Annotated in this window: 17 protein-coding genes; 10 read left to right on the top strand and 7 right to left on the bottom strand. The window is 37.4% G+C overall.

Annotation, left to right across the window (positions count from 1 at the left end):
* The first annotated feature begins 59 nt into the window (after positions 1 to 59).
* The 7 genes from BN1354_RS11385 to BN1354_RS11415 all read left to right on the top strand — a co-directional run bounded on the left by BN1354_RS11385 (position 60) and on the right by BN1354_RS11415 (position 6967).
* Positions 60 to 1082 (top strand): vWA domain-containing protein, encoded by a 1023-nt coding sequence (locus tag BN1354_RS11385; RefSeq protein WP_053827170.1) that lies wholly within the window; start codon positions 60 to 62, stop codon positions 1080 to 1082.
* A 22-nt stretch (positions 1083 to 1104) separates the two neighbouring features.
* Positions 1105 to 1827: a tetratricopeptide repeat protein gene (locus tag BN1354_RS11390; protein WP_053827171.1), complete on the top strand. Its 723-nt coding sequence runs from the start codon at positions 1105 to 1107 to the stop codon at positions 1825 to 1827.
* An 11-nt stretch (positions 1828 to 1838) separates the two neighbouring features.
* Positions 1839 to 3674 (top strand): BatD family protein, encoded by a 1836-nt coding sequence (locus tag BN1354_RS11395; RefSeq protein ID WP_231623113.1) that lies wholly within the window; start codon positions 1839 to 1841, stop codon positions 3672 to 3674.
* Between the two features lie 9 nt (positions 3675 to 3683).
* Entirely contained in the window at positions 3684 to 4544 is an 861-nt protein-coding gene (locus BN1354_RS11400; protein ID WP_053827172.1) for a tetratricopeptide repeat protein, read from the top strand.
* Between the two features lie 5 nt (positions 4545 to 4549).
* A complete protein-coding gene (locus tag BN1354_RS11405; protein WP_045090385.1) occupies positions 4550 to 5251 on the top strand; it encodes a phosphatase PAP2 family protein in 702 nt (233 codons plus the stop codon).
* Positions 5252 to 5383: 132 nt separating this feature from the next.
* Positions 5384 to 5695, top strand: coding sequence for a hypothetical protein (locus BN1354_RS11410; RefSeq protein ID WP_045090384.1), 312 nt, complete (start codon positions 5384 to 5386; stop codon positions 5693 to 5695).
* 117 nt (positions 5696 to 5812) lie between these two features.
* Complete coding sequence (locus BN1354_RS11415; RefSeq protein ID WP_045090383.1) at positions 5813 to 6967, top strand: universal stress protein; 1155 nt, start codon at positions 5813 to 5815, stop codon at positions 6965 to 6967.
* Between the two features lie 106 nt (positions 6968 to 7073).
* Here the strand turns inward: BN1354_RS11415 and BN1354_RS11420 are convergent, their stop codons facing one another.
* The 7 genes from BN1354_RS11420 to ribD form a co-directional block, all read right to left on the bottom strand.
* Positions 7074 to 7586: an OmpH/Skp family outer membrane protein gene (locus BN1354_RS11420; protein WP_045090382.1), complete on the bottom strand. Its 513-nt coding sequence runs from the start codon at positions 7584 to 7586 to the stop codon at positions 7074 to 7076.
* 66 nt (positions 7587 to 7652) lie between these two features.
* Positions 7653 to 8165 (bottom strand): OmpH/Skp family outer membrane protein, encoded by a 513-nt coding sequence (locus BN1354_RS11425; protein WP_045090381.1) that lies wholly within the window; start codon positions 8163 to 8165, stop codon positions 7653 to 7655.
* Positions 8166 to 8247: 82 nt separating this feature from the next.
* Positions 8248 to 10959 (bottom strand): BamA/OMP85 family outer membrane protein, encoded by a 2712-nt coding sequence (locus tag BN1354_RS11430; RefSeq protein ID WP_053827173.1) that lies wholly within the window; start codon positions 10957 to 10959, stop codon positions 8248 to 8250.
* Between the two features lie 19 nt (positions 10960 to 10978).
* A complete protein-coding gene (locus BN1354_RS11435; protein WP_045090379.1) occupies positions 10979 to 11755 on the bottom strand; it encodes an isoprenyl transferase in 777 nt (258 codons plus the stop codon).
* Positions 11756 to 11773: 18 nt separating this feature from the next.
* Positions 11774 to 12454 carry a type IX secretion system protein PorG gene (porG, locus tag BN1354_RS11440; protein WP_053827174.1) on the bottom strand — a complete coding sequence of 227 codons (681 nt, stop codon included), beginning with the start codon at positions 12452 to 12454 and terminating at the stop codon, positions 11774 to 11776.
* A 76-nt stretch (positions 12455 to 12530) separates the two neighbouring features.
* Positions 12531 to 13880 carry a DUF6242 domain-containing protein gene (locus BN1354_RS11445; protein ID WP_053827175.1) on the bottom strand — a complete coding sequence of 450 codons (1350 nt, stop codon included), beginning with the start codon at positions 13878 to 13880 and terminating at the stop codon, positions 12531 to 12533.
* An 81-nt stretch (positions 13881 to 13961) separates the two neighbouring features.
* Positions 13962 to 15011: a bifunctional diaminohydroxyphosphoribosylaminopyrimidine deaminase/5-amino-6-(5-phosphoribosylamino)uracil reductase RibD gene (ribD, locus tag BN1354_RS11450; RefSeq protein ID WP_231623114.1), complete on the bottom strand. Its 1050-nt coding sequence runs from the start codon at positions 15009 to 15011 to the stop codon at positions 13962 to 13964.
* Between the two features lie 57 nt (positions 15012 to 15068).
* On the opposite strand from ribD, the gene prmC reads away from it, so the two are divergent.
* Genes prmC through BN1354_RS11465 form a run of 3 tightly spaced genes read left to right on the top strand, consistent with a single transcriptional unit; the run spans position 15069 to position 17167 of the window.
* Positions 15069 to 15959 (top strand): peptide chain release factor N(5)-glutamine methyltransferase, encoded by an 891-nt coding sequence (gene prmC / locus BN1354_RS11455; protein WP_053827177.1) that lies wholly within the window; start codon positions 15069 to 15071, stop codon positions 15957 to 15959.
* On the top strand, positions 15952 to 16446 hold the full coding sequence (locus tag BN1354_RS11460) for a regulatory protein RecX (RefSeq protein WP_053827178.1): 495 nt from the start codon (positions 15952 to 15954) through the stop codon (positions 16444 to 16446). The genes prmC and BN1354_RS11460 overlap by 8 nt, the downstream gene beginning before the upstream one ends.
* A complete protein-coding gene (locus BN1354_RS11465) occupies positions 16436 to 17167 on the top strand; it encodes a ComF family protein (RefSeq protein ID WP_074010766.1) in 732 nt (243 codons plus the stop codon). The genes BN1354_RS11460 and BN1354_RS11465 overlap by 11 nt, the downstream gene beginning before the upstream one ends.
* Positions 17168 to 17232 lie beyond the last annotated feature (65 nt).

Here is a 17232-nt window from a genome sequence, read left to right on the forward strand (position 1 = left end):
AATAAATCGGATACGCATCAAATAGTAGAGTTTTGATAATTAAAAAGAGATAATCAGATATGTTTAGATTCGGAAATCCGGAATACCTTTGGTTTTTTATTGTAATACCAGTTTTGCTGGTGTTATATATATACCTGAATATAAGGAAGCGAAAGGATGTACAGAAGCTGGGTACACTTTCCACACTTAAAAAGATGATGCCGGAGCTTTCTCTTAAACGTTCTTATCTAAAATTCTGGCTAATCTTTGCAGCAATATGTGTTGGTATAATTATGCTGGCGCGACCTCAATTTGGTACAAAGGTAGAGACTGTTGAAAAGGAGGGTATTGAGCTGGTAATTGCAATTGATGTTTCAAACTCAATGCTGGCTGAAGATGTATCTCCAAACAGACTGGAGCGTGCAAAGCAAATATTATCGAGACTGATAGATGTGCGTGGAAATGATAAGGTGGGACTAATTGTATTTGCCGGTGAGGCGTTTATACAGATGCCACTAACTTCGGACACTCAATCGGCAAAGATATTTTTAAATACAATAGATCCTAGTCTGGTACCTGTACAGGGTACTGCTATAGGTGAGGCTATAAGACTTGGTATGGGTTCTTTCTCCAGTGATCAGGAAGCCAGTAAAGCAATGGTTATAATTACTGATGGAGAAGATCATGAAGGGAATGCTGCCGGAATCGCAGCAGATGCTGCTAAAGCGGGTGTCCAGATAAATATTATAGGTATTGGCTCTCCTGACGGCTCTCCACTGCCATCTAACGAATATGGAAGTAATTTTATGACAGATAGTGAGGGCAATGTTGTTGTGTCAAGGCTTAATGAACAGATGAGCATGGAAATTGCTCAAAGTGGTAAGGGTTTATATGTAAGAGCCGACAATTCAAACAGAGCAATTCAGGCGCTAACGGCACAGCTTGATGAGTTAGAGACAACCACTTCATCAAGTTTGGTATATTCAGAATATGACGAGAAGTTTACTGTTTTTGCATGGATTTTACTTGTAATACTGTTTATCGAGATTCTGATATTTGATAAGAAGAATCCGATATTCCGAAATGTAAGAATTTTTGAATAAAACCGATTTACAGAGAAATACTATGCGATTAGATTTAAGATATATACTGGTTTTCCTTATTATGATGCTGATATCTGTAACTGTTTCGGCACAGAAGGATGTAAGAAAAAATATCCGTAAAGGAAACAAAGAATATAAGGAGCAAAAATTCTCAGAGGCAGCTGACTATTTTAGTAAGGCTGTGGAGGGTAATCCAAACTCCCAGGAAGCAAACTATAACCTTGGCAACACGTTATACAGACAGAAAGAGTGGGACAAAGCCATAGAGCAGTATAATCAATCTAATGCACTTGAGCAGGAGAATCCAATAAAGGTATCTGCGGGCATGCATAATATAGGTAATGCAATGCTGCAAAAGAAACAGCTTAAGGAGTCGATGGAAGCATATAAAATGGCACTCAGACTAAATCCTCAGGATGATGAAGCGCGTTATAACCTTGCCGTTGTGCAGAAGATGATTCAGGATGAGGAGCAGCAGAGTGACGGTGAGAATGATCAGGAACAGCAAGAACAGGAGCAGGATCAGCAGCAGAATCAACAAAATCAGCCTCAGCCACCACAGGATCAGGAGAAAAGAGCTGAGCAGCCCCAGGAACCTGAACAGATGTCACGTGATAACGCTCGTCAGCTTTTACAGGCTATTGAGCAGGATGAACGAGAGACACAGGAGAAGGTGCAGCAGATTAAAGCTCAGGAGAGAGAGGAGCAGGCAGAAGAAAACAGACGAAGGAATAAAAACTGGTAAGATTTTCAGAAATGATGATAGTCAAATTTAAACGGAACATATATATATATCTGATTTTCCTGGTTGCATTACTTACAGGAAATATAGCTGTTTCTGAAGCACAGGTGACATTCAAGGCAACAGCACCGGCTTCGGTAGTAGAGGGTGAGCAGTTCAGATTGAGTTATGTGTTGAATCAGGAGGGTAGAGATTTACGTTTACCTGATCTTCCTGATTTTGATATACTTTTTGGGCCAAGTACCTCTACCAGCTTCAGCCAGCGTACCATAAACGGCAAAACCACATCAGAGAGATCTGTAACCTATACATATATTTTAGTAGCAAAAACTACGGGTACATTTACTATTGGACCGGCTTCTATAAGTGTCGACGGTGCAAACTATCAGTCTAACTCTTTAAAAGTTGAGGTCTTACCACCAGATGAGAAATCATCGCAGAGCTCCAGAGGTGGAGGCTCATCATCTGGATCTGCTACAGTATCTGATAATGATGCATTTATCAGAGCAATAGTATCCAAAAACAATCCTTACGAACAGGAGGGATTTACTGTAACATTCAGATTATATACAACACTTAATATTGTCAACTTCGGAAGAATTCAGTTTCCTGAATTTGAAGGGTTTATGGTTGAAGAGATAGATGTTCCTGTCAATCAGCAGCTACAGATGGAGCGCTATAACGGGAGGAACTACTATACCGCAGATCTTCGTAAAACGCTTCTGTTCCCTCAGAAGTCAGGTCAGATTACCATACCTTCGGGTAGACTTGAAATGGTGTTTTCTGTACCTTCAGGAAGAAGTGTGACTACCTTCTTCGGTTCGCAGGAACTTATGGTTGATGTTAATAAGACACTTGTTACTAATCCTGTTGTAATTAATGTTAAACCACTGCCGGCAAACCGTCCTGCCAGCTTTGCAAATGCTGTGGGGACTTTTACTATGAAGCCAAATATTAATACTACACAGCTGAGAGCCAATGAGGCTATTTCTTTACGACTGGAGATTTCAGGAACAGGTAATATGAAACTTATAAGTAATCCGGTTGTAGAGTTTCCTTCCAATTTCGAGGTCTATGATCCTACTGTTACAAATGCCCTTAATGTAACGAGCAATGGGCTGACTGGTATTAGAACTATCGAATATATGGCAATTCCGCGATATGAAGGTAACTACACTATTCCACCGGTTGAGTTCAGTTATTTCGATATCAATACAAATTCATATAAGACTCTTACAACAGAAGAATACAGTCTTCAGATTGCTAAAGGTGATCCGGGAAGTATAACATCAAGCAATTTTGTGAATCAGCAGGATGTAAGAGTGGAGCAGGATATAAGGTTCTTAAAGACCGGAGAACCAAACTATCTTTCTATAAGTAATTTTTTTGTAGGTTCACTTAACTACTGGCTATGGTATATAATACCATTTGTCCTGCTTGTTGTGTTATTTATAATCAACAGAAAACAGGCCCGCGAGAATGCCAACGTAGCTCTTATGCGAAACAGGAAAGCAAATAAAATTGCAATAAAGAGGCTGAAGCTGGCAGAGAAATATCTTAAGGAGCAGAAGAAAGAGAATTTCTATGATGAGGTTCTTAGAGCGATTTGGGGTTATTTTAGTGATAAACTATCTATACCGGTGGCTAATCTCTCTAAGAATAATATAGAGAATGAGTTGTCAAAAAATGGTATAAGCGGGGAACTAATTTCAAGGTTTATGCAAATACTTGATACATGCGAGTTTGCACGATATGCTCCGGCAGAAAGTGATGCTGAAATGGAAAGTGTTTATAACAACACCTTTAATGCTATTGGTGAAATGGAAAACCGACTCAAGAAAAGTAAATAGTTTATGAGTATGAAACTGATCAAATATATATCTGTTTTGTTTATTGCAGCCTTATTTACTCTGCAGGTTACCGGACAGAATACTTCCGGTTCTGAACAGCAGGATAATTTACCTGCTGCAGAGGATCAATTACTACCTCTGGCTGATGATATACAGGATACAGAAGAATCCGGATTATATGAGATGGCATCCAATGCATACAGAAATCAGGATTACAAGAGAAGTATAGAGCTTTACGAGGAGGCGGTAAGTCAGGGAGTTAAAGAAAACCGCGTATCGGCACAACTATATTATAATCTTGGGAATGCATATTTTCGCGATAATCAACTGGGTAAGGCTATATTAAATTATGAAAGAGCACTTTTATTGGACCCGGGTGATAGTGATATAAGGCATAATCTAAGATTTGCAAACAACAGGACTGTCGATAGGATCGCTGCTTCCGGAAACCTTTTCCTGGTAAACTGGATTGATTCTGTCCGTAATCTTTTCAGCTCAAATGTATGGGCTACTATTGCAATTGTGTTATTTCTTCTATTCTTATTATCTGTAGCTGTTTTCCTGTTCGTGAGAATCCTCTGGGCTAGAAAAACTGCCTTTTATACAGGTATTGTACTTTTCATTTTTATGATAATTGCCAATTCTTTCTCCTTCAGGCAGAAGAGAGAGCGTCTTCGTGGAGACACTGCAATTGTGATGGTGGGTGCAGCTGCGGTTAATGCTTCGCCGGATGTTAACAGTAATCAGTTATTTGAACTGCATGAGGGGACTAAGGTTAAAATCAGAAGCAGTGATGGTAACTGGTATGAAGTAGAAATAGCAAATGGTAGTGTAGGATGGACTTATGAAGATAACATAGAGATAATCTGAGAACTATGAGAGATGCGATAGATTCATTACTTCCGCTGGAACGTGACCTGTTTTTTGCACTTAATGGCAGCGATTCCCAGTTTCTGGATAATGCGATGTGGACATTAAGCGGGAGGTTTATATGGATACCGCTTTTCCTTTTTATCCTTTTTATTTTTTTTTATAAGACTTCGAGGAAAGGTGCATTTATAGTTGCTCTCTTTTTTATTCTTGTATTTGTTTTAAGTGATCAGATTTCATCATCACTTTTTAAACCACTTTTTGAGCGGTTCAGACCTACACATCATCCCGATTTTATGTATCTGGTAGATACTGTTAACAATTATAGAGGTGGCAGATTTGGATTTATTTCCGGCCACGCTACCAACGCTTTTGGATTAAGTGTTTTTTTATCTTTGATTTTTAAATACAGGATTATCACGCTAAGTACATTATTATGGGGTACACTTAACAGTTATACTCGTATATATCTTGGTGTTCATTTTATTTCGGATATAATTGCCGGAGCATTAGTTGGAACTATCCTTGCAATGATACTTTACGGACTATATACCATACTTTACAAAGCACCTGTTAATAACATTATGCAAACAGGCGATAAAGCTGTTTACAGCAGACAGAACGCGAATTATCTTTCCTTTTTTATATTAACTTATATTAGCCTGTTAATCATTTTCTCTCCTGTATTATCAACATTACCTCATTGAACAATGTTATAATATTGGTACTAAAACAAATTGGAAATAAATTAATAGAATAGTTTGGAATCTCTGTTTTTTTGAGTAAGTTTAGGGCATATTATTAATACAAATGAATTTTAAACATAAAAATAATTGACCATGGCAAGAACAATCTCATTTAATGACTTAAGAGAGCTGAAAGACAAACTCCCCGATGGGAGTATCCGTCAAATAGCAGAGGAATTAGATATGAAACCTGAGACCGTAAGAAACTATTTTGGCGGATACAATTATAAAGAGGGCAATAGTGTAGGAATTCATATTGAGCCCGGTCCTGATGGTGGTATTGTTGTTCTCGACGATACCCTTATTTTTGATAAAGCTTTAAAGATTTTAGGACTTACAGACTATCCGGAACCAGAACCGGAACCGGAACCTGAACAGACAGATCAGGCAGAACTTGAAGAATAAAAGAAAAAAGAACCCAATAATTGATTGTTCAACACTCGTTATTGGGTTTTTTTGTAGAGTTGTTTTTAACCCTTACATCTGGAGGTCAACACCTTTGGATGTCTCAAAAAGATTAATATGAAAAAAGAGATTACAAATAGTGAATCACGCGATGAAAAACTGGTAACAGTTGCAATTCATACGTATGAAAAAGCACAAATATTAAAATCTATACTTGAATCGGAAGGCATACCTGCTGTTATACATGGTATTAATCTCATTGAACCTACCATTGCCGGTAGTGTGAGGGTAAGAATCAATGAAAAAGATCTTCCGAACGCATTGCGTGTAATTGAACAGGTGGATTTTAAATCAACTGATGAAAAAGAAGATGATGAAGAAAAGGTGAAAGTTATCAATGAGGTATTAATCCCTGTTGATTTCTCCGACTATTCACTTTTGGCTTGTGAGTTTGGATTCCGTCTTGCAGATGATTTAAAATGTAATGTAAAGCTGATGCATGCATTCTTTACACCTTTTTATCCTGCTTCAATTCCCTTTGGAGACTCTCTTACTCTGCAGTCTACTGATAAGGATATTTATCAGGATATAAAAAAGAATACGGAGACAGAGATGAAAAACCTTATTAAAAGGTTAGAGGAGAATATATCGAATGGTAAATTCCCTAAAGTCAGCTTTACCTATACCTTGGTGGAAGGGCTTCCGGAGGAGGAGATTATTTCATATTCCAAGAAGATAAAGCCTACTGCCATAGTTATGGGTACAAGAGGTAAAAATGCTAAAGATCTGGATCTGATTGGCAGTGTGACCGCTGAGGTGATGGATGGTTGCAGAACCCCTATTTTTGCTGTTCCGGAAGACTCAAAAGTACGCAATCTTACTGAAGTCAAGAGAGTGGTATTTCTTACTAACTTCCAGGAGAGGGAATTTAAAGCTCTTGATATTATGATGAAGCTTTTAAAGCCATATCATATTGAAATTATTTTAGCACATATTGCAAAGAAGGAGGATGTTTGGAATGAGATTAAACTATCGGGATTTCAAAAAAGGCTTTCCGAACTGTATCCACTGTTAAAGGTAAGCTATATGCTTATTGATCAGACGGAGAGACTGGAATCTACCCTTGAAAAATATGTGAAGGAGAATAATATTGATATGATCTCTTTATCAAGCTCAAGAAGGAATATTTTTGCCAGGATGTTCAATCCGGGTATAGCACGTAAGATGCTGTTTCATTCAAATACTCCTATACTGGTTATTAAAGGAATGTAGTTATGATTATAAATCTAACAGTGATTGTCTGATTCCTATTTAATATCAGATATAAAAAAAGGCCTCAATTAAATTTGAGACCTTTTTTTATACTGTTTAATGTCTTTTACTGTATTCCCAAACGTGTTTTTACTTCCTGAGTAATGTTTACTGCCGAAGGATGAGTATAAACTATTGGAGACTGCATATTAGATACATCAAATACAAAAGTATAGTTATTTGCTGCACCTACTGCCTGTATTGCATCTGAAATTTTCTGATTAACAGGTCCAAGAAGCTTTTGTTGTAACTGCTGCATTTCTTGTTGACTGTTCTGCTGAAATAGTTCGTATCTCTGCAGAATTGATTGCAGTTGTGCCTGCTGATCCATTTTTACGGCATCGGAAGTAGTTGCTGCTGCTGCTTCAAATTCCTGGGCTTTCTTGGTGTATTCATCAACCAAAGCCTGGCCGTTTTTAGTAATCTGTTCCTGTTTTTCTGTTAATTGTGTTTCGATACTGGATAATTCAGGCATAGATGCAAATATCTCCTGAGTGTTTATGTACGCTAGTTTTAAGTCTTGTGCTACAAGCGATAAAGGAGCAAGTGCAATACAAAAGATCAATAATTTCTTTAACATGATTGTTACGTTATAATTTATAATTTATAATTCAAAAAAAGTGGATACAAAGATAATGATAAAATTCTAATAGCCTAATCTTGAAAGTACTTCGTCGCTAATATCAATATCAGGGGTTGCAAAAATAATAGATGTAGCAGATGCTCTGTCTAAAACAACAGCATACCCATTATCAATAGAAATTGATTTTACTGCCTCATAAATATTATCCTGTATTGGCTTAATCAGTTTCTCCTGATTCTTAAATAATTCTCCTTCTGGACCAAAATATTGATTCCTGAGTTCCTGAATAGCATTTTCCTTTGCTACAATCTGATTTTCACGTTTGGTTTTCTCTTCTCCTGCAAGAAAAGTGAGATCGGCTTGGTATTTTTTATACATAGCATTCACCTCTTGAACCTCTTCGTCGATAACTGCCTGCCATTGCTTAGACAAAGCTTCCAGTTGTTCATTAGCGTTCTCGTATGCAGGAATTCTCTTTAAGATATACTCCATATCAATCAGTGCATATTGCTGAGCCATGCTGCTACTGATACCTAACGCCAAGAATAAACCAATAAATAAAACTATTTTTTTCATACTTTGTTTTTTTAATCTGTTTATAATGACAGTTGAAACTTATAAACGTTTACAGTACTCTCTGTAAATAATGTTAAAGATATTAGAACTCCTGACCGATTATGAAGTGGAACTGACTTCCTCCTCTGTCTCTGATGCCTGAAGTGCCATACACTGTATCAAAACCATATGCCCAGTCGATACCCATCAAACCGATCATTGGAAGGAAGATTCTCACGCCTGCACCAGCAGATCGCTTCAGGTCGAAAGGATTTATCTCGTTCAGCTTCATCCATGCATTACCTGCTTCAAGGAATGCAACACCGTAAATTGTTGAGTTTGGCTCAAGTATAAACGGATAACGTAGTTCAAGTCCCAGACGAGTATATGCTCGTGCCTGCATAGCAATTGAGTTGTTCTCGTATCCTCTCAAAGCAACCGTTTCTGTTGCAAAACTGCTTGTATATCCTGTCATACCATCACCACCCACATCAAACGTTTCGAAGGATGTCAGTTTATCCTTGTTGTAGTGTCCCAGTATTCCGAATTCTGCCCTGGTTGCAACTACAGGTGTTCTGGTTACTGTTAACGGTGTAAGTGGAGTATATGTACGCATCTTGAGTTTCCACTTATGATACTCATTCCACCTATGTTTTGCAGGATCATTTACTGCAAGTTTACTGTAATCCCTGCCATCCCATAATGAGAATGGAGGTGTTGCATTTACACTTAGAGTGAAGTCAGATCCGGTTCTGGTATAAATAGGGTTATCTATCGAAGTACGAGATAACGTTAATCCAAGCGTAATACTATTACTTACTCCTGTTGAGAAATCAAATCTGTTTAATGTCCAGTTTTTAAGACCATAACGTTGGAAACCTAATGTTGCCATAATCTGGAAATAGTCGTCAGGCCACTCTAAACGTTTACCATATCCTATAGATGCTCCAAATATATTGAAAACCTGATCCGGGTCAGCAGCATATTCTGCGAGGTCCTGATAACCGTATCCATAACCTCCGTAACCGCCATAGCCACCATATCCTCCGTAACCATAACCCGGGTAGCCATAACCACCATATCCCATACCGGGATAGCCTCCCATGCCATACATGTAAGGATTGGTATTCTGTCGGTAGTAGTCGCTATTTAAACCAGTATATCTTGAGTAGTATGCATTAACCGAGAAGTGATTAGGCTTTTTGCCTCCAAACCATGGTTCAATAAACTGGAACTGATATGATTGATAATATCTACCGTTGGTCTGTGCACTCAACACAAGTGTCTGTCCATCTCCCTGCGGAATTATACCTCTGTGCATAGATGGATTAAGCATGTTCCTTAAAGAGAAGTTATTCAGGCGTAGACTAAGTTTACCTACCAGGCCGGTAACACCCCAACCTGCAGAAAACTCAATCTGGTCGTTTCCTTTTGATGTCAAAGGGTATGTAATATCAACAGTACCATCTTCAGGGTTAGGAGTTATACCTTTCCCTATATCTGCAGAAAGTGCCTCCGGATCGAAATGGCCTGTCTGGGCAATTTCTCGAACAGATCTCAGCAGGTCATCCTTACTGAACACTGCTCCCGGTTTAGTTCTTAATTCACGACGGATAACATCTTCGTATAGACGATCATTACCTTGAATTATTACACGTTTGATTGTTGCTTTTGGTCCTTCCACAACACGCAACTCAAGATCGATGGAGTCATTTTCAATATTTATCTCTATCGGATCAATATTTGAAAACAGATATCCGTTATTCTGATAAAGATTGATTACAGCATCTTCATCAGATATAAGTCTTTCCTCAAGTTTTTTCTGATTATACACTTCCCCTGAATTCATATTCAGTACCCTGGAAAGCTGTGCAGAAGGGTATTGAGTATTACCAACCCAGTTAATTGAGCGTATATGATAAAGTGGTCCCTCTTCAAGAAGAATATCTATGTTTACTGTCTTATCATCAAATTTATATACAGTATCCTTTAAAATTTCAGCATCTCGATATCCCTCCTCATGATATTTACCAATAAGATTTCTTTTATCCTCCTCATAGAGATCTTCAACAAACTTCTTTGCACGGAAAATATTCCAGAGTTTACCCTTCTCATTAGTCTTCTTCATAGCCCTCTTCAACGTTCTGTCGGAGAGTGCAACATTTCCTTCAATATTTATATTGTTAACTTTAAGTTTTTCCTTTTTATCAACAACTATTTCAAGCACAACCTGATTTTTACCCGTTGTGTCAGGGTGTTGAAGGAGTCTGACTTCAGCATCTCCAAAACCCTTTTCGTCATAGAAGTTTTTGATTAAAATCTCAGCTCTGTCGATTTGAGGAGGGGTAATCTGATTTCCTTTTACAAATCCTATCTTAGCTTCAATATCATCCTGCTCGCTTTTCTTCATCCCGGTATAACGTATGTCAGTAACCCTGGGACGGTCAGTCAGCTTTATTTCAAGCCATACACTGTCACCCTCAATCTTGTTCTGGAGTATCTTAACATCAGAGAAAAGTCCTTGTCTCCAAAATCTTTTAAGCGCGTTTGTTATATCATCACCAGGGATCTGTATCTCCTGACCTTTTGAAAGTCCGGCAAAATTGATAAGTACAAACTCCTGTCCTGCATACATTGTTTCCTCTACACCCGTTACCTTTACATCAGCAATGTAATAGGTCTTTGGGGGTGATGTATAATTCACAGTCAGATCACCCGATTCACTCTGAGTTATTGAATCGTTGGTTTGAGCCAATAATACTGTCTGTGGTAGTACTATTAATAGCAGAAGTAAATTGAATATTCTCTTCAACATTGTGATAATTTCTTTTCTCTTACTGTTCTTTTTCAGGTTTTGATCCCGTACTATTACACTCTATCTGTTCGCTGATTTTGCCGAATCTCCTTTCACGACCCTGAAAGTCAATAATTGCTTCATAAAGGTCTTTTTCTCCGAAGTCGGGCCAGTAGACTTCGGTAAAGTAAAATTCCGCATAAGCACATTGCCATAAAAGGAAGTTGCTTATTCTCTGTTCGCCCCCTGTGCGGATTAATAAATCGGGGTCGGGAATTCCATGAGTTGTAAGGTACATACTTATGGTTTCTTCACTTATATCCTCTTTGTTTAAAACTCCATTTAAAACATCATCAGCAATTCTCCTGGCTGCCTCGGTAAGCTCCCATTTAGATGAGTAGCTTAAAGCAATATTCAGTGTAAGAGTATTGCCTTCTTTGGTCTGATCTATACATTCTATCAGTGCAGTACGTGCATATTCAGGCAGACGATCCATATCACCTATACAGGTGATTCTGACTCCATTTTTTTTAAGCTTTTCAGTCTCCTCACTTATAGCATAAACCATAAGGTCCATCAGACCGTTTACCTCTTCTGCAGGACGGTTCCAGTTTTCAGTTGAGAAGGCATATAGCGTCAGGTATTTTATTGAAGCTTTAGTTGCAGCTTCAACTACACGGCTAATGGCTCTGACACCCTCTTTGTGTCCTTCACCCCTTTCAAAACCTTTATTCGTTGCCCATCTTCCGTTACCATCCATTATGATGGCAATATGATTTGGAAGGCGTTCTTGATCTATATAGTCTAATAGCGACATTTTTTAACGTCTATATTGTTACATTCCATGACAAGGGTCAGTGCGAGAACTGAAATCCCAGGTCAGGAAAATCATAGTTAATGAATACCAATCCTTATTTTTCAGTGTACTGCTTCTGATACCATAAGGATTGTCAAGCAGATCGAAGTTATCAGTAAAAAGTTTCCTCATTGAGAACTCGACCCCTAAATTTATCCTGTTTTTTAATTTATATTTAAACCCAATACCTAAAGGTATATTAGCACTGAAAATACTATTTTCACCAGACGCATAGGTTAATCCTACACCTGTAAACAGATAAGGTGAATATGGTTTTGTACCTAAGTATGAATAGTTATCACTATAGGGTAAAAAATTAAATTCAACCTGTGTTCCAATATCAGTGAAAGTTCTGCTGAAATTTATGTTCCGATCAAAAGGAAAAACATTCCCTGAATCTTCACTGTTCCCGGAAACATTACCTGCTATAATATTTGCCTTTAATGCCCAGTTAAAGTTGATATTGTATCTGAACAATGCACCTCCTGAAATTCCGGAATGCAAATACAATTTCGTTTTGTTGGCATCACCCATATAGAAAGATGTTCCGGTTGCTGCTCCTATCTCATATTTATACTCCTGCGATAGTGTATTAGCCGGAAGTACAACTACGATAAATAATAACAGGTAGAAATAAATTGCCTTTTTGGTATTCCTCATATCAACATCTTATGATTATACACTTTCTAAACGTAAAAGAGGTCGATAAAGTATATCAATGCGAGGAACTATTCCACTAATTCAGGTCAAATTTATTAAGCCTGCCTTTCCAGACATCTCTGATTTGGGTTTGAGCCTGAGATACTCCGCCGAATATCCATATGTTGTTGTTATCAGTAATTACTGATGCATTTTTTCTATAATTAAATGTAGCCGGTAGAGACTGATTCTCTTCTGCCGGTTTCCAGTCCAGTCCGTAATTGTCTGAATAAAGTAAACTGTTTTTTCCTCCTGAGGCTACTAAGATATATGGTTTTTCATCATAGAAAAAGATAGAACTGCCATCAACTGAAACAGATTCTGATTTCTTTGATTTTAAAGCATAGATTTCGCCACCCTTTTCCTGCAATATCCAAATATCATTGCTGTCTGTGTCGTCAGCTTTGCTTCCTCCTGCAATTGCCAGATATTTAATAGTGTATGAAGTTGTACTTTCAATCTGAACAGCAGAGAAGTCCTTTACCGGCAAATCAGCTGGCGTGCCCGAATTCATCTCCACTAACTGAAGTGATGTAAAATCCTCTGTTATGGCTAATTTAGATGTGCTGCTATCATTTACCATTACAAGAATATCATCTGTGGCAGAGGGTATCACTCCATAAATAGTAACAATCGGAAACTCTGTGACAACCTGCGTCCATGTAAAACCATCAGATGTTCTGAACAGTCTGTTATCATCATCAATTGCAAAAATATAGTTTTCTGAAACTGTTAAGGATGATAACTGAATTGCAGGAGGCAGTCCGGTTACCGATGCAGTAGTCCAGTTATTACCATCACTTGCCGAAGATGATGTTGCATTAACAGCACCGTTTGCTATATAGTATGTAATAAATCTATTGTTGAATTCTACTGTTTTCTGTTGATTCACTGTAGTTGGCAAATAACCTTCAGCAACCTTCTCCCATGACATAATATATGGATCCTGCTGATATATGTATAGCTGAATCTCATAGGTCTTTTTAGTAATACCATCAGGAGCAGTAGTTATAATTTTGTGCAATCTTGAAACTTCAATTGAGTCAGACTGAACCCAGGCAAAAGAGCTGTCGGGTATTAGCTGTATAGTAACATCTGAGAATGTACTCAAATTGTTTGCCCCTCTGATGTTCAGAACTACACTGTCGACATGGAACTGGTACGGCAGTGGTTTTTTGTTAAATATCCTGCTGTTAACCTGATCAATAGAAAATTCAGTTGTTCTCAATAAATTTAAGGTATCAGCTTTTGATGCCATTGAAAAAGAGTATATCTGTGCATCAGGTGAATACTCCAGATCTCCATCATTTGATGATCCGAGACAAGAGGAGAGCAGTAACAAATTCATGATAAGAACCGATGTCCAGAGGAAATATTTAGATATCATTTGTTTCAATAATATTGTACATCACATTAAGTCATGCAAAAGTAGGAAGATTTTTCTCTTTAACCATATTAAAATGAATATTTAAAGAAAATTTCGAGATATTTTGCTCTTTAAATGATACTGAGTGGAGTTGAGGTATCTTTTAGTAGCTGCAATACTCCCTTTTATTTCAGGAGAATTCACTCCTCTATGTAGTTTTTTCTCAGATACTTCAATGTAAGCTTCATCCCAAAGATTTTTATTTATAAATGATGATAACAGTTTTGAACCACCCTCTACCAAAAGAGAATAGATCCTCTCTTGATACAGATGATCTAAAATCAATTCATTGCTATCTTTTGAAAAGTCAATTTCAATAAACTTCAGGTTATCAGTGTTTTTAATGTCATCCGGGATAGAGCTTGTGAATACAATGGTTGGAACTGTTCCATCAAATAAAAAACTATTGCGAGGTATTTTGTTGTTTTTATCTATCACAACCCTTGTGGGATCATTACCGAACCATTTTCTGGCAGTCAGTTTTGGATTGTCTAAAATTGCAGTATTTGTTCCCACAAGTATTCCCTGAACCTCTGTCCTGAATTTGTGAACTATGCTGTGAGTTATTTTATTTGAAATTATTACAGGCAGTCTGTTCTCATCAGGTTTTCTTTTTAAATCGATAAATCCATCTTTACTTTGAGCCCATTTTAAAATTATGTAAGGCCTGGAATATAATTGATTAACAAAGAAGAAACGGTTTATCTCAATTGCCTCTTCTTCCAGTATGCCCTCTACTACCTCTATACCACTTTGTTTCAACATATCTATACCTTTTCCGGAAACCTTAGGATTTGGATCTCTAACGGCAATCACAACACGTGGTATTTTGTTCTTGACAATCAGCTCAGCACATGGCGGTGTCTTTCCGTAATGAGCACAAGGTTCAAGAGATACATACAGAGTTGAGGTCAATAAAAGTGATTTGTCTTTTACCGAATTAATAGCATTAACTTCCGCATGAGCTTCACCGAACTGTCTGTGATACCCTTCACCAATAATTTTATTATCATGCACTATTACAGCACCAACCATTGGATTGGGTTTCGTGAAACCTTCACTTTTGCGTGCCAGGAAGAGGCATCTCTGCATATATATCGGATTTAGCTCCATTTTTTTATACCTTTGTTGTTATCAACTATTAATTCTATGCAAGAACTCACTCATTATATTCGACAAGAATTAGGAAGTCTTTACACTCATACTGAGCTGTTTGCACTTATCCGTATAATTCTGGAAGAAGTCACAGGAATTGACAATACAGGAATTATTTCTGACAAATTTAATAATTTATCCTCATCAGAACTAAGCAAAATAAAAGATATTATAGGTAGACTAAAAAAGAGTGAGCCAATTCAATATGTTTTAGGAAAGACTGAATTTTATGGTCTTAATTTTAAGGTTTCTCCTGATGTATTGATACCGAGACCAGAAACTGAGGAACTGGTTGAGTGGATTCTCTCAGAAAAAGCTGCCGGGCCTGTCTCCATACTCGATATCGGAACAGGTAGCGGTTGTATTGCAGTCACACTTGCAAAAAAACTTCCACAAGCTGAGGTCAATGCATGGGATATTTCAGAAGGAGCATTGGATATTGCCAGGGAGAATGCAAGAATAAATAATGTTACAGTAAATTTCAGCAATCAGGATGTTTTGTCAATTAATGAAGATAATGAAATCATATCAGAAGGTGGTAAATATGATGTAATTATAAGTAACCCTCCATATGTAATGGATTCTGAGAAAAAGAGTATGGATGATAATGTCCTGAATTATGAGCCACATGTAGCACTATTTGTAGAAGATGATAACCCTCTGCTTTTTTATGATAAGATTTCTACAATTGCACTGGATCTGCTCAATGATAATGGGAAACTATATTTCGAGATAAACAGAGATAAAGGTGATGATATCCTCCATTTGTTAAAGAGTAAAGGGTATGATCAAATTGAACTTAGAAGAGATATCTCCGGCAACTTCAGAATGATTAAGGGTGTAAGAACAGTTAGTGGCAGCAAACAGACATACAGTCATGAATGAGAAACGAAAGGTTATATCTGAAAAACAGGCGTACTCACGCATGGCACGTTTATGTTCACAAAAAGAGTATTGCAGTTATGATATTTCTCAGAAGCTTTACCGACTGAATCTTAATGCTGAGGATATCGAGAGAGTTGTAAACCGTCTGATTAAAGAGAATTTTATAAACGATGAGAGGTATACCAGAAGCTATATTGGAGACAAAATTAAATTCAATAAGTGGGGGAGAAGGAAAATCGAACTTGCATTGAGACAAAAGAAAATTCCATCGGAAATTATCCAAAAAATATATGAAGAGATGCCTGAGGCAGAGACGACCAACTCTCTTGAGTATGTGCTTGAAAAAAAGTGGAAAACAGTAAAGGGGGCAAGTATTAATGAACGAAAAAACAAGCTTATCAGATATGCTCTTGGCAGAGGCTTTGAGATGAGTGATATATTATCATGCTTGCAAAAAATGGATATTGACTCTATTGATGAAGTTTAGAAAGAGATATGATGATAAAATTAAAAAGAGGAAATCCGGACTTTTTAGAAATTTACTGAATCTATTACTTCCGGAGGTGTGTGTGGTTTGTGGCAGGGAGTTGCTTGAAGATGAAAAAGGAGTATGTCTGAGCTGTTTATTTAAGTTACCCCGAACAGATAATTATAAAGTTATTGATAACAGTGCTGAAAGATTGATGGCAGGCAGAATCCCATTTGAAAGAATTGCAAGCTATTGTGTATATGCAGAAGGGGGAATACTGCCACCTTTAATACATAATCTTAAATATTATAATAAAAAAGAGATAGGATTTTTATTAGGCAGGATGTTTGGAGACGACCTGTCAGGGAGCGACTTTATAAAACCTATTGATATTATTGTACCGGTTCCGCTGCATCCAAAAAAGGAGAAAATCAGAGGCTATAATCAAGCAGATGTAATAGCTCAGGGAATATCAGAATCCACTTCACTGCCTGTTTCAACAGGTAATCTGGTGAGAGTAGTGCATAATCCTACTCAAACAAAACGTACCCGTACAGAGCGATGGGAAAATGTTAAGGATATATTCTATGTGAAAGATAAGCAGCTATTTGAACAAAAACATATTCTGCTCGTTGATGATGTAATCACTACAGGATCAACAATTGAGGCTTGCGGAATAGCTCTGCATAAATGCGCCAATCTGAAGATTAGTATTGCAACAATAGGGGAGGTTTTATAAATCAATTAGCGGTTATTGACCAAAAATTCATTTTTAAGCACTATTTTTGCTAACAATTCATGATC

Source organism: Lascolabacillus massiliensis (genome assembly GCF_001282625.1).
GTDB classification, from domain to species: Bacteria; Bacteroidota; Bacteroidia; order Bacteroidales; family Dysgonomonadaceae; genus Proteiniphilum; species Proteiniphilum massiliensis.